The sequence below is a fragment of the Alphaproteobacteria bacterium genome (assembly GCA_030740435.1).
In the GTDB taxonomy this organism is placed as follows: domain Bacteria; phylum Pseudomonadota; class Alphaproteobacteria; order UBA2966; family UBA2966.
Map to the genome: position 1 here is coordinate 1 of JASLXG010000213.1, position 16,044 is coordinate 16,044.

Genomic DNA, 16,044 nt, shown 5'->3' on the forward strand with positions numbered 1-16,044 from the left:
TTGCGGCATAGCTTGGGGGAAAACCTTTTCCCAGACCTCATCCCTGATGACGAAACGTCCCGTGTTCATCAAAACCTCCTTGCAAAAGGAAGTTTGAATCACTTTTTGACGCTCTTGGGAATCCCTTAAATGTCAACAGGCCCTAGTCCGAGAGGATACATAAAGGGCAGGTGTAACTTTTCTGGCACCTCTCCGCTTTATGCCGATCCCGCAACATAGCGCCTTTTCCCCTGCCGCTTGACAGCCCCCGACCCGGGCACGGAAGCTGGCTGCCTGCGGCCCAGGCGGCAATAGACGAACGGAGAGCGAATGGCAACGGCGGGTGGTGCCCCGAGCCGAAGCGTGCTGGCGCTGGCGTTGGTCAGTGCACTGCTGCTGGCCGCTTTCCTCGGCCTGGCGGCCTGGCTCGAGCTGAGCTACGACGAGGCGGCGGCGCCCCCGGGCGTTACGCTGGCAATTGCCATTATCGAGATTACGCCGCCATCCGCACCCGAACCCGGGCCCGTGGCCGCAGCTAAACCCGAACCCGAACCCGAGCCCGAGGTGGGGCCCGAAGCGGAACCCGAACTCGAGCCGAAACCCGAAGCGGTCGAGAAGGCGCCTGCCGCCGCCCCGGTCCCGGCACCTGCCGAGGCCGCCCTCCCGATATCGATGGCGCACGGCCTGCCGCGGCACAAGCCCGTCCAGCCCATCCCCGCCCGCAAACCCGCCCGCAAACCGGCGCCGGCCGCCGCCCCGCCGCCGCCGCCGCCGCCCCCCCCGGCGCTGCAGCTAATTGTCGAGCCCGAAGATCTGACGGCCTGTCGCGAGGCTACGGACCTGGCCGGCAAGGGCCTGCCGGAACGCCAGGTCGAGCTTTATTCGCGCTGCATCGAGAGCGGCCGGCTGGAGCCCGCCAATCTGGCGCTGGCCCACGGCGACCGCGGCACGGCCTATCGTGAACTGGGCCGGCCGGAGCCGGCGTTCAGCGACTTCACCCGGGCCCTCGAGATCGAGCCGGGCTTGGCCGCCGGCCGTCTCAATGTCGGCGACCTGCTGCGCGCTGATGGCCGGCCCAGACAGGCGATCGTCAGCTACGACCGGGCCCTCGAGCTCGATCCCAAGCTGGCCACGGCCTACAGCAATCGGGGCCTGGCCTACAAGATGACCGGCCGCAATCAGCGGGCGCTCGACGATTTCGGCCGGGCGCTGGATCTCAAGCCCGACTTCGCCGGCGCCTATTTCAATCGCTGCTCGACGCTCTTCGACATGCAGCGCTATGACGAAGCCATCGCTGATTGCCAGCAGGCCCTGAGCCACGGCCGCGACCGCCGCACCAATGCCCAGGCCCACAACAATCTCGGTCAGGCCCACAAGGCAAAGGGCGAATACGCCCGGGCGGTAAGCCAATTCCAGGCCGCCATCGACGCCCTGCCGGCCTATGCCGCGCCCTACAACAACCTGGCCTGGCTCCATGCCACCGCCGCCGACCCCGCCTTCCGTGACGGCGTCGAGGCGCTGCGCCTGGCTCGCGAGGCGGTGTCGCGCCGGGAACAGGCCGATACCGTCGACACCCTGGCCGCCGCCCAGGTGGAAAACCGCCGCTACGACGAGGCCGTGGCGCAATACCTGCGGGCCATGCGCCTGGGCGGCGCGGACATGGTCAAGGCCTACCAGCAAGACCTCAGGGCCAAGGGCTGCTACCACGGCGACAGTGAAGGCAGTTTGACGATGGAACTTCGCCGCGCCCTCACCGTCTGCGTCCACGAGGGCCGCAAGCTGGGTGCGGACTGAGGGTTTTTTCCTTGTCGGTGTGCTAAGATGAACCAATACTGCGCAACCACGCTGCGATTTCGAGCTCGGGAGGCCCGGCAACAATGGCACTGAGAATTCTGGCGATAGCCCTCTTTTCCACTTTGGCGGCTTGCACCTGGGGCGACAAGATCCTCAGCCAGCCGACGGAGGATCATTTGGCGGAACCCAAGGAGTGGGTCGCCGCCGCCGACTGGTCGAACCCCGAAGAAGTTACCGCGGTGATCACCGAATATGAGTTCCAACCCAAACGGCTGGTTTTCGAGGCGGGCAAACCCTACCGCCTGAAAATCATCAACCGGGGCGCCTTCGAGCATGCCTTCAGCTCGTCGGGTTTCTTCGAGTCCATTGCCGTGCGGCGTCTGGAGACGGCCTCGGGAAAGACCTTGCTCCCCGTCGTCGAAAGACTGGTGTTCGAGCCGGACGAGGAAAAGGAATTGCTATTCGTCGCCGTCAAGACCGGCGAACACAAGTTGGAATGTAACACGGCGCTGCACTTCGGCCTCGGTCCCTGGGCCGCCAACGGCACTATTGTCGTCCAATAAGGCGGAGCGCCGTCGAATTAACCAGAGCGGACTCGGCCTGCTCGACGAGGCGCCGCGCCAGATCCCGATCGTAGCGGCGCCCGACGTTCTGGTGGTGGGCGGTGGCTCGGCCGGGCTGGCGGCCGCCGTGGCGGCGGCCCGGGCCGGCGCCGATACGCTGCTGGTGGAACGCTACGGCTACCTCGGCGGCTTGGCCTCGGGCGGCCTGATCATCCTGCTGCTCACCCTGGACGACGGCGCCGGCAATCAGGTCATTGCCGGCCTCTGCCAGGAATTGGTGGAACGCCTGGAGAGCCGCGGCGCCGCCGTCTACCCCGGGCCTGAACAGTGGAACTCGAACGACAGCGCGCTGATCGAGCATTTTCGCCAATGGGGCCTGGTTTGGGGCAGCGGCGAGGACCGCCTGCGCTATGCCGTGGCCTACGAGCCGGCCGAATTCAAGTTCATCGGCGACCAGATGGTGGCCGAGGCCGGCGTGCGGATGCGCTTCCATTCCTGGGCTACCGACGTGGTGCTCGAGGGCGAGCGCATCAGCCATGTGGTGCTTGAAAGCAAATCCGGGCGCCAGGCCGTTCAGCCCCGGGTGGTGATCGACACTACCGGCGATGGCGACCTCATCCACTTCGCCGGCCTGCCCCACGAGAGGGCCGAGGTGCACGCCTTTCGCTGGTACCGCATGGGCAACGTCGAGGCCCCGGAGAAGGCTATCGAAGCGGCCGCCGGCGAGCATTTCCCGACGCTGGGCGGGCGCTTTTTCCGTACCCCGGGGAAAGGGCGCACGCTGATGCCCTGGGGCATGGCGGACCACGTCGAGCGCCGCATCGATGCCACCTCGGTCGAGGACTTGACCTACGCCGAGATCGAATCGCGGCGCCTGATGATGACCCAGATCGAGCGCCTGCGCGCCGAGGCGCCGGGCTTCCAAGAGGCCTACCTCAACGACGCCGCCGAGCAACTCGGCATCACCGAGACCCGCCGTCTGATCGGAGACTACGTGCTGGGCGGCGAGGACTTTGAAAAGCCCTTCCCCGACACCATCGCCGTGACCGGTCATTGGACGCGCTACGACCGGCGCTTCCATATCCCCTACCGCGCCCTGATCTGTCAGCGCTTGCGCAACTTCATCGCCGCCGGGCGCTGCATCTCCGTGGCCCAGCGGGTGCACAACGCGACCAAGGAGATCCCCGCCTGCATGGCCACCGGCCAGGCCGCCGGCATCGCCGCCGCCCTGGCCGCGGCCGCCGACGGCGACGCCGTGGGAGTCGACACAGCGGCTTTGCAGAAAGCCCTGACCGAAGCCGGGGCTATCCTCGAGGTCTAGCGCCAATCAGGCGCCAGGCCCTCGACCATGACGCCGTTGGCGTCCTTGGGATGAACCAGCCAGCGTGCCGAATCTTCGGGCTCGAGGGCCGGGCGATCGATGACGCGCATGTGGTTTTCCTTGAGCTCGGAGGAGCTGGCTGCGACGTCGGCAACCTCCACCGCCAAGTGATAAAAACCCTCTCCCGACTGGGCCAGGCGGCGCGCCACGGCGTTCGACATGTCGGATTTGTCATAGGGCTCGATGAGTTCGATCGACATCTCGTCGGGCGTGCCGCCGACGGAAAGAAAGATGCTGCGAATACCCTCGACCTCGACCTCCAGTTCGGCATAGCGCTTGAGGCCGAAGCGCTGGCTCCAGAATTTCTCGGCCTCGGCGATGTCCTCGACGACGATGCCGATATGGCTGATACGCTCAAACATGTTCTTTTCCTTTGCTCTCGGTCCGGGTTTTCTCGATAGCACCGTCCGCAAACCCCGCGATGACGGCCAGGAACGGTTCCGCGAAGTCGCGCAGCTTGGCCGCGCCGACGCCGTGGACCTCGGCGAATTCACTTTCATTGGCCGGGCGGCGGCGCGCCATGTCGGCCAGGGCCCGGTCGGCGAAGATGACGTAGGCCGGCACGCCGCGTTCATGGGCCAGCTCGAGCCGGCACTCCTTGAGGGCATTGAACAGCTCCGTGTCGGTGTCGCTGAGCTCCGAGACCACGGCGCTCTTCTTGGCTGTCTTGGGCCGCCCGCTCTTGAAGGTGTCACGGCGGTAGCGGAAGGTTTCCTCGCCGCGCGCCAAGGCTTGGCCGCGCCGCGCGATGCTAAGGCCACCGTAGCCCTTGATATCGAGCTCGAGAAACCCAGCCGCCACCAGTTGGCGCAGGATCGAGCGCCACTCGTCCTTGGCCAGCTCCTGGCCGGCGCCATAGTCGGGCAGACCTAGGTGGCCCATGCTGCGCACCTTCTCGGTGTCGGCGCCGCGCAGGATGTCGATGAGGTGGGCGGCGCCGAAGCGCTGACCGGTGGCGGCCACAACTGAGAGCGCCTGCTTTGCCACTTGGTTGCCGTCCTCGACCTCGGGCGGGTTCTCGCAGACGTCGCAATTGGCGCAAGCCGCGGGACTCTCGCCGAAATAGCCCAGCAACGCCTGGCGCCGGCATTCCGGCGTCTCGCAATAGGCGATGAGGGCGTCGAGGCGCTTGTGCTCGCGACGCCGGTGATCCTCGTCGCCACCTTCGTCGTCGATGAACATACGCCGCATACGGATATCGTCGAGGCCGTAGAGCATCTGCGCCTCGGCCGCCAGGCCGTCGCGCCCGGCCCGGCCGATCTCCTGGTAGTAGGCCTCGACGCTGCCCGGCAGGTCGGTGTGGAAGACGTAGCGCACGTCGGGCTTGTCGATGCCCATGCCGAAGGCGATCGTCGCCACCATGATGACGCCGGGCTCGGTCATGAATATGTCCTGGTTTCTGGCGCGATCGGTTTTTTCCATGCCGGCGTGGTAGGGCAGCGCCTGCAAGCCCTGGCTACCGAGAAACTGCGCCGTCTCCTCGGTCTTCTTGCGCGACAGGCAATAGACGATGGCGCTGGCACCGGCCCGGGCCTGGGCGAAATCGGCCAATTGGCGTTTGCCATCGCGGCGCATCTCGACACCCAACCGGATGTTGGGCCGGTCGAAGCCGGAGACGAAGATCTCGGCCCGGCCGTCGAACAGCTTGGCCGCGATATCGGCCCGCGTGGTCTGGTCGGCGGTGGCCGTGAAGGCGGCCAGGGGGACGCCGGGAAAGAGCGCGCCCAGGCGCCGGAGATCCTCGTACTCGGGCCGGAACGAGGGGCCCCAGCGCGAGATGCAGTGGGCCTCGTCGACGACCACAAGGCGAACCGGCAGCTTGGCCAGCGCCGCCAGCATGCGCTCCGTCATCAAACGTTCGGGTGCGATGTACAAGAGCGGCGCATCACCCGCCACGACACGCCGCCAGCTGGCCACGTTGGTGGGCCGGTCGCGTGAGGAATTTATGGTCTCGGCGGCCACGCCGGCCAGCCGCAGCGCCGCCACCTGGTCCTCCATCAGGGCCACCAGCGGAGACACCACCACGGTGAGGCCGCCCTGCATCAGGGCCGGGATCTGGAAACACATCGATTTGCCCGAGCCCGTGGGCATCACCGCCAAGGCATTGGCGCCCGAAAGCAGCGCCGACACCACGGGCTCCTGCCCGGGCCGGAAACCGTCGAAGCCGAAAACCTCGGCAAGGATGCGTGCAGGTTCGTTGGGGAATATCTCGTTCATGGACGAAGACTAGCGCATTACCGGGCTTACGCGGCAAAGCAATGTCTTGAGATTGATCTGGTCCGAGATCGGGTCTCGCTGGCTGGCGTCGGTGAGGAAGTTGACCGAGGGCCAGGGGTTGAAGGGTTGGCGCTCGCCCCAGCCCAGGGGTACGTAGACGGCGTGGCGCCGGATGCCCGGCGTCAGCCAGGCGATGGCTTCCAGGCTGCCGCGGGTGGTTTCGATCTGCACCCGGGCACCATCCTTGATGCCCTTCTCGGCTGCCAGTTCGGGGTGCATCTGGGCGTAGAGGTCGGGCCACATTTCCTGGGCCTGCCAGAAATGGTGGGTCCAACTGTGAAAATGCGCCGCCGAGGCGCGGCCGGTGATCAGCTCATACTCGTACCCCTGGGCGCGCAGCGCCGCGCCGGCGCTATCTTCGGGCTGGCGGATGCGGGCCGGCGTTGCCCCCACTGGCATGGCATGGAAGGGCGACAAAACGCCTGGCTCGTCATCGCCCAGCAGGAGCTCGAGGTGCGGCAGATCGATGCGCTGTTCGCGTTCGGAGTAGAATTCCGGCAGCGCCGAGAGGCCGAGGCGGGCGAAGCGGTCTTCGAGCGCCCGGGTCCAGAATTCGAGCCGGCCCGAGGGCGTGGGAAAGCGTTTGCCGTCAACACTCGGCTCAAGATAAAGCGTCTCCTGCTCCGCCGCCTGTTCGTCGGCCAGTGGGAATCGCAGCCAGCGGTGCGGCGTCGAGCGCAGGCGCCGAGTGGTGCAGCCCCGGATGTCGCTGTTGTCGGCGCAAAGCTTGTCCCAAAAGACGGCGGCATCCTTGTATTTTTCCCGCAGCACGTCTTGATAGCCGAACCGCTTGCCCAGCTCGATCCAGATCCAGCCATCCGTTCGCGCCTCGCCCGGCGGTTCGATCAGCTTGTCGATCCAGACCAGACGGCGGTCGTCGTTGGCCCGGTTGATGCCGCCCTTCTCGATGCCCGTGGCCACCGGCAGCAGATAATCGGCGAAGGCCGAGGTCTCGTTCTCGAACAGATCGATGTGGACCACCAGGTCGAGCGCCCGGAAGGCCTGGCGCACGGCGTTCTGGTCGGGCAACTGGCCCAGCGGGTTGTTGCCGCTGATCAGGGCGCGGATGGGGTAGGGCTTGCCCTCGGCCATGGCGGACAGCCAGTTGGCCGGGTTGCGCCGCACCATGGGCCGGGAGATGGCGGCGGCACGATGCTCGGGCATGGCGGCGCTGATGGGCGTGCCCGAGGCCATGTTGAAATAGCCGCCGCCCGGGCGCCCCCAATTGCCGGTGATGGCGGCCAGGAACATCAGCACGCGGTTGGTCTGGACCGAGTTGCTGTGCTGGTTGATGCCGCGGCTGGCGAAGATCATGCAGCCATCGGCGGCGGCCATTTCCTCCGCCAGGCGGCGAATCTCGTCTGCCGGCAGGTCGCAGATCGGCGCCGCCCAATCGGCGTCGTAGCCGCGCTCGTCGATGAAGTCGCGCCAGGCCGCGAAACCTTCCACCCAGGCCTCGCAGAACTCCTGGTCGTGCAGCTCGTGGGCCAGAATGTGCTGGGCCAGCGCCAGGCCCAGCGCCATGTCGCTGCCCGGACGCAGCGCCAGCCAGCGATCGGCCTTGGCAGCGGTGACGGTGTAGCGCGGGTCGATCACGACCATGGGGATGCGGCTCTGGATACGCCAATCGTTGACCATGCCGAAGTAAACCGGCCGGGTCTCGGCCTGGTTGTCGCCGAAATAGACCAGCATGCCGGTCCGGCCGATGTCGCTGGGCACAAAACTGTTGGGGATCAGCACCGTGCCCTGGGTCAGGGTATAGGCGATCGACTTGCCGGTGGCGCACAAGGGTTCCGTGCCCTCGACGTTGGGCGTGCCGAAAAGCCGGCCGAAGAGATGGACGTAGCCGCGGTTGGTCATGATGCCGGACCGGGTGCCGGAAAAGATGGCCAGGGATTCCGTGCCATACCGGGCCGCGGTTTCCTTAAGTTTGGCGGCGATCTCGTCCAGCGCCTGGTCCCAGGAGATGGCTTCGAAACGGCCTTCGCCACGTTTGCCGATGCGCTTCATGGGATGCTTCAGGCGGCGCGGGTCGTGGTACTGCTGCAGCGTCATCTGCGACTTGGCGCAGATCCGGCCGCCCAGCACGGGATCGTCGTCGTTGCCGCTGACCTTTACCAGGCGGCCGTCGCGCAGGTGGAACTTGAGCGAACAGGAATTGAAGCAGATGTTGCAGCCGCCCGGCTCGACCCGGTTGGCGAGCCGCGCCTCGGGCGCCGTGCCGTAGGGGAAAGCGGCGTCCGAACGCCGCGGCCCGCGGCCGGCCCAGGCCGAGCGGGTGAGTGCCGGCGGTGCCAGCTCGGCCGCCGGCTTGGCACTTTCGAGATAGAGCGTCGACGGCCCCAGCAGGTAGCTGTCATGGTCGCGCACCTGGCGGCCGGCCTGGGCCGCCTCGGCCAGCAACTCGTCGCGCTGGCCCAGGCGAATGGCCAGGCCGGGGCAGACGGCGGCGCAGGCCGTGGTCTCGCCGCGCCCACGGCGGGCGGCACAGAGGTCGCATTTGACCGCGTGGTGGCCCTCGGCATCGAAACCGATGGCGCCGTAGGGACAGGAGACCACGCATTCGCCGCAACCCGTGCAGCGGGATTCGTCGATGCTTACGACGCCGCTGGCAACGTCGCGGCCGATCGCCTGGGGCCGCACGGGACAGGCCCGCAGGCAGGCCGGACGCTGGCAGTGCTGGCACATGACGGGCAGGAACTGCAGCGCCGGCACCGCGCCACCTTGCAGCCAGACTACCTTGTTGCGGCGCTCGCCGGGGCCCAGGCCGTGCTCCTGCTTGCAGGCCGCCTCGCAGCTCTTGCAGCCGGTGCAGCGTTCGAGATCGATGGCCAGGGCGAGCCGGCTCATGCGCCCCAGGCGGCCACATGCCACCAGTGAACGTCACCGCCATCAGCCACGTAGCCGGCGAAGAAGGTCACCGTGACGACGTGAACGATGAGGCCGGCGAACAACAGCCAACCGGCGATCATGTGGAGCTGGCGCCAACGCGAAAGCTCCAGCCCGGCGGCACGACGGGCGCCCAGCAGGCCGGCCTCGGCCCGCACCAGGCGCTGATAGGCCAGGGTCAGGCCGGGGTGGCGCAGCCAGTGCCCGGGCCCGGGCGAAAAGATGGCTTCTTCGGCCGCCGGGTCGAGGCTCGCCAGCAACTTGCGCTTGCGCTCCAGGAGTTCGGCCAAGGCGACCCGCTCGGGCGCGCCCTCGAAGGTCCGAGGCCGCGAGGCCATGACGCCCGCCAGCTTGTCGGCAACTTTGATGCGGGCCCGCATGCCTTGGAGCAGCAGCACCAGGGCCAATAGCAAGAGCAACACTGGCGGCCGGCCCCAGTGGCCGGCAGCATGAACCACCACCAGCACCAGACCGGCCGCCCCGGCCAGGACGTGGGCCACAAACCAGGGCCGAGGCGAGGCCCCGTTCCGCTTGGCCAGGGCAAAGACGGCCGGCAGCGCCAGCAACAGGGCGCCGGCGACGCCGACCAGATAGAGCGGCGCACTGCCGGCCAGACGCCAGACCGGCGGCAGCAGCGGCAGCAGCACGGTGTGGCCGACCAGCGCCAGGGCGCAAAGGCCGGCCAGGGCCAGCACGGCGGGGCGGCCCAGGGCCGGCCGCTCAGGTGGCATGGCGCCCGGCCTCGAGCTGGCGGATGGCGGCGTCGCGGGATTCCTTGACCAGGATACGGCCGGCGGCCTCGGCCGCGACCGCATCGCGGGCCAGCACGGCCTTATGGAAATCCCGCCAGATGCGCGCCGAGCGCCGCCGCCGGGTCGGCGTGGCCAGACCCAAGGCCGAATAACGCACGGTCTGGCGTGACAACGAGCGCAGCAGCTCATAGAGCCGTTCGTTGCCCGAGCTTTGCCCCAGGAAGAGGCTGAGGCGGAAGCTGATGGCGAGGTATTCCTCGGCGCTGCCGTGCTCGCGTGCCAGGCGGCCCAGGCGCTCGACCCAGTCTTTGACCGGGGCCCACTGTTCGGCTTCGAGCCGTTCCATGGCCAAGCTGATGCAGAGCCCGACCAGGGTGCCGCGGATGTCGAAGATGTCGGTGACCTCTTTTACCGTCAGCGAGGTCACCTGGGCGCCGCGGCGCGGCAGGATTTCGATCACCCCATCGCGTTGCAAAAGCCGCAGCGCCTCGCGCACCGGACCGCGGCTGACCTCGAAGCGCCCGGCGATGTGCTGCTCCAGGACGCGCTGGCCGGGCTGGTAGGTGCCGGCCAGGATCTCTTGGCTCAGGCGCTCGGCGATCTGTTCCGAAAGCGACAGCGGCCTGGCCTCGGGTACCAGGCGCCAGTCGAGATCGAGGGTGGCTTCCGAGAGTGCCCCGGTTTCCTGTGGTGCCTCCAAGCCCTTCCCCTCAATAAGTCGTCGGCCAGGTGCGCATCTCGTGGCGGCCCACCCCGCCCGTGATGTCGCGGCGATGGAAGTCCAGCGCCTCGATCAGGTATTCCCGGGTGCGGCGCGGGTCTATGACGTCCTGGGCGCCAAAGCAGCGCGCCACGTCGTAGGCCGAGGAATCGCGCTGCATGGACTGATAGAGCTCCTCGTAGCGCTGGGGGTCCGATTGGGGCGTCACGCCGTGAACCACGCTGACGCCGATGTCGGGGGCCATGAAGCTCACCTCGGCGGTGGTCCAGGCGGCGATCTCGTCGGAATTGCGGCCACCGCCCATATTGAGGAAGGCCTGGCCGTAGGTCTTGCGCATGATGATCGAGATCCTGGGCACCGAGCAGAGCTGCAGGGCATGCATGAAGTTCATGATCTTGCCCGGCGCCTTGCGCCGCTCGCCCTCGAGGCCGACGAGAAAACCCGGCGTATCGACCAGCAGCACGACGGGAATGTTGAAGCTGTCGCAAAGCACCAGGAAGCTCGTCACCTTGTCGCAGGAATCGACGTCCATGGCGCCGCCCTTGACGCGCGGGTTGTTGGCCACGATGCCCACCGGGTGGCCGTCGAGGCGGCAGAGCCCGGTCACGGCGACGCGGCCGAAGCGCCCTTTCAGGGGAAAGAAGCTCTCGCGGTCGACCATGGCCTCGATGACGCGGTGCACGTCGTAGGTCTTCTGGCGCTCCTCCGGCACCAGATCGAGCATGGCGGCGCTGGCCGTCTCGGAACCCGCCGGCACGGCGGCGCGCGGCGGTGCCTCGCCGTGGTGGCTGGGCAGATAGGAAAGGAAACGGCCCACCGCCTCGAGGGCTTCCTCGTCGCTTTCCGTGGCCAAGTCGATCATGCCGGTGGTCTCGGCGTGCAGGCGCCAGCCGCCCAATTCCTGGGGATCGATGTCTTCCGAGATGGCCAGCGAGGTGACGCGGGCGCTGGAGACGGCGAGCTCGGCGCCCTTGCGCATGACCACGAAGTCGGAGAGCGCGGCATACCAGCTAGAGGAGCCGTAGCAGGGCCCCAGCACGGCCGAGACCCAGGGCACCTCGCGCCGGCGTATGTACTGTTCCGGGTCCTGCCCCATCAGGCCCATGGCCACGGCGCCCATGACGTCGGGCATGCGGGCGCCCGAGGATTCGCCGAGGTAGACGATGGGCATGCCGGTGCGGGTGGCGGTGTCCTTGATGAAGGTGATTTTTTTGGAATTGATGCTGTTGGACGAGGCGCCCTTGACGGTGAGATCGTTGGACGCGATGGCCACGCGGCGCCCAGCGATGCGGCCGAAGCCCGTGACCTTGCCGTCGGCCGGAGTGATCTCCAGGTCGTCGGGATTGAGCGAGGTGGCAAACAGGCCGACCTCCTTGAAGGAGCCCTTGTCGAGCAGGCGGTCGAGGCGCTGGCGGGCATTGAGTAGTCCGCGTTCGGCCCGCGCCGCCAGGCGTTTTTCGCCGCCCATGGCCAGCGCCGCCTGGCGCCGGCGCGCCAGTTCGGCAACGCGTTCTTCGTGGGGCATCGGGGCACCTCGTCTGCCGTGATCTCGCGACCCCAGTGAACCAAGTCAATAATCAGATTGTCAACAATCTTCTTGACAGGCCCGGCGTCCGGACGCCTAAACTCGGGGCAAAAGACGGCGGACGGGAGGAGCCATCGGGCCATGAGCTGGCAGCCGGAAATCGAGGAAATCGAGCGCCGCCGTCAATTTGCCCTGGCGCTGGGCGGCGAGGAAGCCATCCAGCGCCACCACGACACGGGCAAGATGACGGCCCGCGAACGCATTGCCGAGCTCCTCGACGAAGGCAGCTTCCGCGAGCTGGGCGGCCTCACCGGCACGGGCAACTACGATGCCGAGACGGGCGAGCTGATCGACGTGCGCCCGGCCAATTCGGTGATCGGCAAGGGCCGCGTGGGCGGCCGGCGGGTGCTGGTTTCGGCCGACGACTTCACCATCCGCGGCGGCTCCTCGGAATCGGCCATCGCCGAAAAATGGATCTACATCGAACGCCAGGCCGTCGATATGGGGGTGCCGCTGGTGCGCCTGGTCGACACCGCCGGCGGCTCCGTCAAGCTGCTGGAAAAGCAGGGCGCCACCAAGCTTCCCGGCTATCCCGCCTATGCCGTGCTGGATCTTCTGGGCAAGGTGCCGGTGGCGGCCGTGGCACTGGGCTCTTGCGCCGGGCTGGGTGCCTGGAAGGTGGCCGATGCTCATTTCTCTGTCATGGTCAAGCATACCTCCCAGCTCTTCGCCGCCGGCCCGCCGGTGGTGGCGGCCGGCATGGGCCAGGAAATCAGCAAGGAGGAACTGGGAGGTTTTGCCACCCACGCCCGTGGCTCGGGCGTGGTCGATAACGAGGCCGAAAACGAGGCCGACGCCATCGCGCAAGCCCAGCGCTTCCTTTCCTACCTGCCGCAGAACGTCAACCGGCTGCCGCTGCGCCAGGAGTGCGACGATGATCCCGAACGCCGCGAGGAGGGGCTGCTCTCCATCGTCCCGCGCCAGCGCCGCCGGGTCTACAAGGCCCGGCGCATCATCGAGATGGTGCTGGACGAGGGCTCGATCTTCGAGATCGGCCGCCACAACGGGCCCTCGGCAATCTCCTGCCTGGCGCGCCTGAACGGCCATCCGGTGGGCGTGCTGGCCAACGACCCCTACCATTACGGCGGCGCCATGACGCTGCGTTCGTCGCAGAAAATCGAGACCTTCGTCGATCTCTGCGACACATTCCACCTGCCGCTGGTGAGCTTCTTCGACCAGCCCGGCGTACTCATCGGGCGCGAGGCCGAAGAAGCCGGCACCGTGCGCGCGGCGGTGCGCGCCATCAGCGCCATCGAACAAAGCATCATGCCCTGGTGCACCATCGTCGTGCGCCGCGCCTTCGGCGTTGCCGGCGCCGCCCACGGCCGCCTGAGCGGCATCAACATGCGCTACGCCTGGCCTTCGGCGAGCTGGGGCTCGATCCCCATCGAGGGCGGTGTGGCCGCCGCCTACCGGCGCGAGCTGGCCGACCACCCCGAGCCCGAGGCCCGGTTGGAGGAATTGGAGAACCATTTCGCCCGCTTCACCTCGCCCTTCCGCACGGCCGAGCGTTTCGGCGTCAACGACGTCATCGACCCGCGCGAGACGCGCTCGTTGCTTTGCGAATGGGTCGAGGACGCCTACCAGCAGCTGCCCGAGACGGTCGGGCCCAGGCGACGCACCATGCGGCGCTAAGAAAAAATGACCTTCATCGCCGGCTACGAACTGACCTGGGCGGCGCGCCAGTACCGTGACCACGAGGCCCTGGTGTTCGGCGAGCGCCATGGCGTCGACCCGGCGATTTAGGCGCCAAAGAACAGTAGAATAAACCTCTTGATCTGGGGAGGCGGCATGGCACGCAGGGCTTTGGTGACGGGCGGAAACCGCGGCATCGGGCGGGCCATTGCGGCCGGCCTGGCTGAGCGGGGCGATGACGTGGTCATCGCTTGTCGCGATCTTGCCGAGGGTCGCAGCGTGGCCGAGGGCATGGCAGGCCGGGCGGTCGGGTTCGACCTCAGGCAGCCGGAGAGCATCGATAGGGCGGTGGCCGAGGTCGGCGACGTCGATATCCTGGTCAACAATGCCGGCGTGATTTTCAGCGAGCCCATGTTGCCCCATCCCCGGCACTTCGAGGAAACCATGGCCGTCATGGTGGCGGGCCCCTACCACCTCATCCGCCTTTGCGCCCTGGCCAAGATGCGTAACGGCTTCGGCCGCATCGTCAATGTCTCCTCGGGTTGGGGCAGCTTTGCCGAAGGCCTGGCCGGACCGGCCGCCTACGACGTGGCCAAGGTCGCCTTGAACGCACTGACGCTGGTGCTCTCGCGCGAGTTGCCCGGGACCATCAAGATCAACGCCATGTGTCCGGGCTGGGTCAGAACCCGCATGGGCGGAAGCGCTACCACGCTCAGCCCCGAGGAGGGCGCCGACACCGCGCTGTGGCTGGCGAGGTTGCCCGATGACGGCCCCAGCGGCGGTTTTTTCCGCCAGCGCCAGGCCATTGATTGGTAGGCCCGGCCTGGCCGGAGCAGCGACAGGGAGAGCGCCGGTATGAGTATCGATTTGACGCCCGAACAAGTTCAGATCCGCGATGGCGTCAGCCGTCTTTGCGCCGATTTCGGGGATCAGTACTGGCTGCAGCGGGATTGCGACGGACGCTTCCCCGAGGAATTCTGCCGCGCCATCGCCGACCAGGGATACATGGGGATCGCCATGCCCAGCCAATACGGCGGGGCCGGTCTGGGCATCACCGAGGCCGCCATCCTGATGCAGGAGATTTCGCAATCCGGAGCCGGCAACGGCGGCGTCTCGTCGGTCTCGATCGGCATCTTCGGTCTCAATCCGGTGGTGCGTTTTGGCAGCGAGGAACAGAAAGCGCGCATGCTGCCACCGGTTATTGCCCGCCAAGACATCGCCTGCTTCGGCGTCACCGAGCCGGACACCGGCCTCGATACCACCCGCCTCAAGACCCGGGCCGTGCGCCAGGGCGACCGCTACGTGGTGTTTGGTCAGAAAACCTGGATCACCACCGCCCAGGTGGCCAACAAGATCATGCTCATCGCCCGCACCCGGGAGGCCAGCGAGACGGTGCGCCCGATAGACGGCCTCAGCCTCTTCTACACCGACCTCGACCGCTCCAAGGTCGAGATCCGACCGATCGAGAAGATGGGCCGCGCTTGCGTCGATTCGAACCAGGTCTTCTTCGACGGCCTGGAAATTCCGGTGGAGAACCGCATCGGCGAGGAGAACAAGGGATTTCGCTATCTGCTGCACGGCATCAACCCGGAACGCATCCTGATCGCCGCCGGACTGGTGGGCCTGGGCCGGGCGGCGCTGCACAAGGCATGCGAATACGCCAAGCAGCGCGTGGTCTTCGACCGGCCCATCGGCATGAACCAGGCCATTCAGCACCCGCTGGCGAAGAGCTGGGCCGAACTCGAGGCGGCCAACCTGATGGCCTTTCGGGCAGCAGAGCTTTACGACCGGGGCGAGGATTGCGGTGCCTTGGCCAACGCCGCCAAATATCTCGCCGGCGAAGCCACCTTCAAGGCCTGCACCAACGCCATCCTGGCCCACGGCGGCATGGGCTATGCCAAGGAGTATCACGTCGAGCGCTATCTGCGCGAAGCCCTCATCCACCGCATCGCGCCGATCACGCCGCACCTCATCCTTTGCTATATCGCCGAGCGGGTTTTGGGCCTGCCCAAGTCGTATTGAGGGGAGGCGCCGGGGGGCGGGGGGCTCGAATTTGGCGGCGGGTTCGGTTTTTTGTCCGCTTTGGGCGCGGCCCCGAATAAGTCGAACCCCCCGAAAAACCTGGCGCACCCGACAGGATTCGAACCTGTGACCTCTGCCTTCGGAGAACTCGGGATACTTGAGCGGTGCCGTGAAAAGCAAGGTTTTTGGCGTGACCAAGCGCCGCATGAGGCACTATTTGACGCTGGTAGTGACCTGCCCCCAAGGTTTGTACCACATCCTAAGTTAGTCTGTTTGCCATCCGTTCTGAGGCCCGTTTCGGCCGTAGCCCATCAATAGCGAAGGCTGGAACGGGCCGGTGGTGCAGAATACCCAGTGTTGGGTATCGCTGTGGTCTTCCTGTATGCGGCGACCATCGAGTTCTACTTGGATTGGCTGGAGGAACGGGACGGCGACTACGACGACGG

General features: G+C 67.0%; 12 protein-coding genes. 6 read left to right on the plus strand and 6 right to left on the minus strand.

Translation table 11 applies throughout. The features are described from left to right. Nucleotides 1-309: 309 nt before the first annotated feature. The 3 genes from QGG75_20300 (at nt 310) to QGG75_20310 (ending at nt 3,657) form a co-directional block, all read left to right on the plus strand. The gene (locus QGG75_20300) at nt 310-1,773 is read left to right on the plus strand and encodes a tetratricopeptide repeat protein (GenBank protein MDP6069572.1); all 1,464 of its coding nucleotides are present in this window, start codon (nt 310-312) and stop codon (nt 1,771-1,773) included. A gap of 83 nt (nt 1,774-1,856) precedes the next feature. Further along, the gene (locus QGG75_20305) at nt 1,857-2,336 is read left to right on the plus strand and encodes a hypothetical protein (protein MDP6069573.1); all 480 of its coding nucleotides are present in this window, start codon (nt 1,857-1,859) and stop codon (nt 2,334-2,336) included. Next, nucleotides 2,323-3,657 carry an FAD-dependent oxidoreductase gene (locus QGG75_20310; GenBank protein MDP6069574.1) on the plus strand — a complete coding sequence of 445 codons (1,335 nt, stop codon included), beginning with the start codon at nt 2,323-2,325 and terminating at the stop codon, nt 3,655-3,657. Before QGG75_20305 ends, QGG75_20310 begins: the two co-directional genes overlap by 14 nt. On the opposite strand, the gene QGG75_20315 is transcribed toward QGG75_20310, so the two are convergent. Genes QGG75_20315 through QGG75_20340 form a run of 6 tightly spaced genes read right to left on the minus strand, consistent with a single transcriptional unit; the run spans nt 3,654 to nt 11,881 of the window. Beyond that, on the minus strand, nt 3,654-4,079 hold the full coding sequence (locus tag QGG75_20315) for a VOC family protein (protein ID MDP6069575.1): 426 nt from the start codon (nt 4,077-4,079) through the stop codon (nt 3,654-3,656). The genes QGG75_20310 and QGG75_20315 overlap by 4 nt on opposite strands. Further along, nucleotides 4,072-5,934, minus strand: a complete 1,863-nt coding sequence (gene recQ, locus QGG75_20320) for a DNA helicase RecQ (GenBank protein MDP6069576.1) — start codon at nt 5,932-5,934, stop codon at nt 4,072-4,074. The genes QGG75_20315 and recQ overlap by 8 nt, the downstream gene beginning before the upstream one ends. Nucleotides 5,935-5,943: 9 nt before the next feature. Beyond that, nucleotides 5,944-8,844, minus strand: a complete 2,901-nt coding sequence (locus QGG75_20325; GenBank protein MDP6069577.1) for a molybdopterin-dependent oxidoreductase — start codon at nt 8,842-8,844, stop codon at nt 5,944-5,946. Beyond that, the gene (locus tag QGG75_20330) at nt 8,841-9,614 is read right to left on the minus strand and encodes a hypothetical protein (GenBank protein ID MDP6069578.1); all 774 of its coding nucleotides are present in this window, start codon (nt 9,612-9,614) and stop codon (nt 8,841-8,843) included. The genes QGG75_20325 and QGG75_20330 overlap by 4 nt, the downstream gene beginning before the upstream one ends. Next, the gene (locus QGG75_20335) at nt 9,604-10,335 is read right to left on the minus strand and encodes a GntR family transcriptional regulator (protein ID MDP6069579.1); all 732 of its coding nucleotides are present in this window, start codon (nt 10,333-10,335) and stop codon (nt 9,604-9,606) included. The genes QGG75_20330 and QGG75_20335 overlap by 11 nt, the downstream gene beginning before the upstream one ends. 10 nt (nt 10,336-10,345) lie before the next feature. Further along, nucleotides 10,346-11,881: a carboxyl transferase domain-containing protein gene (locus tag QGG75_20340; GenBank protein ID MDP6069580.1), complete on the minus strand. Its 1,536-nt coding sequence runs from the start codon at nt 11,879-11,881 to the stop codon at nt 10,346-10,348. Between the two features lie 141 nt (nt 11,882-12,022). Between QGG75_20340 and QGG75_20345 the strand changes: the two genes are divergently transcribed. The 3 genes from QGG75_20345 (at nt 12,023) to QGG75_20355 (ending at nt 15,598) form a co-directional block, all read left to right on the plus strand. Further along, complete coding sequence (locus QGG75_20345; GenBank protein ID MDP6069581.1) at nt 12,023-13,576, plus strand: carboxyl transferase domain-containing protein; 1,554 nt, start codon at nt 12,023-12,025, stop codon at nt 13,574-13,576. A gap of 156 nt (nt 13,577-13,732) precedes the next feature. Next, entirely contained in the window at nt 13,733-14,392 is a 660-nt protein-coding gene (locus QGG75_20350; GenBank protein MDP6069582.1) for an SDR family NAD(P)-dependent oxidoreductase, read from the plus strand. 39 nt (nt 14,393-14,431) lie between these two features. After that, the gene (locus QGG75_20355) at nt 14,432-15,598 is read left to right on the plus strand and encodes an acyl-CoA dehydrogenase family protein (protein MDP6069583.1); all 1,167 of its coding nucleotides are present in this window, start codon (nt 14,432-14,434) and stop codon (nt 15,596-15,598) included. The last annotated feature ends 446 nt before the right edge of the window (nt 15,599-16,044 follow it).

What these genes read in the sequence shown, in the direction of transcription:
- QGG75_20325 (MDP6069577.1), bottom strand. Translation starts at nt 8,844, where the DNA reads ATGAGCCGGCTCGCCCTGGCCATCGATCTCGAACGCTGCACCGGCTGC.
- QGG75_20330 (MDP6069578.1), bottom strand. Translation starts at nt 9,614, where the DNA reads ATGCCACCTGAGCGGCCGGCCCTGGGCCGCCCCGCCGTGCTGGCCCTG.
- QGG75_20305 (MDP6069573.1), top strand. Translation starts at nt 1,857, where the DNA reads ATGGCACTGAGAATTCTGGCGATAGCCCTCTTTTCCACTTTGGCGGCT.
- recQ (MDP6069576.1), bottom strand. Translation starts at nt 5,934, where the DNA reads ATGAACGAGATATTCCCCAACGAACCTGCACGCATCCTTGCCGAGGTT.
- QGG75_20300 (MDP6069572.1), top strand. Translation starts at nt 310, where the DNA reads ATGGCAACGGCGGGTGGTGCCCCGAGCCGAAGCGTGCTGGCGCTGGCG.
- QGG75_20340 (MDP6069580.1), bottom strand. Translation starts at nt 11,881, where the DNA reads ATGCCCCACGAAGAACGCGTTGCCGAACTGGCGCGCCGGCGCCAGGCG.
- QGG75_20355 (MDP6069583.1), top strand. Translation starts at nt 14,432, where the DNA reads ATGAGTATCGATTTGACGCCCGAACAAGTTCAGATCCGCGATGGCGTC.
- QGG75_20315 (MDP6069575.1), bottom strand. Translation starts at nt 4,079, where the DNA reads ATGTTTGAGCGTATCAGCCATATCGGCATCGTCGTCGAGGACATCGCC.
- QGG75_20350 (MDP6069582.1), top strand. Translation starts at nt 13,733, where the DNA reads ATGGCACGCAGGGCTTTGGTGACGGGCGGAAACCGCGGCATCGGGCGG.
- QGG75_20345 (MDP6069581.1), top strand. Translation starts at nt 12,023, where the DNA reads ATGAGCTGGCAGCCGGAAATCGAGGAAATCGAGCGCCGCCGTCAATTT.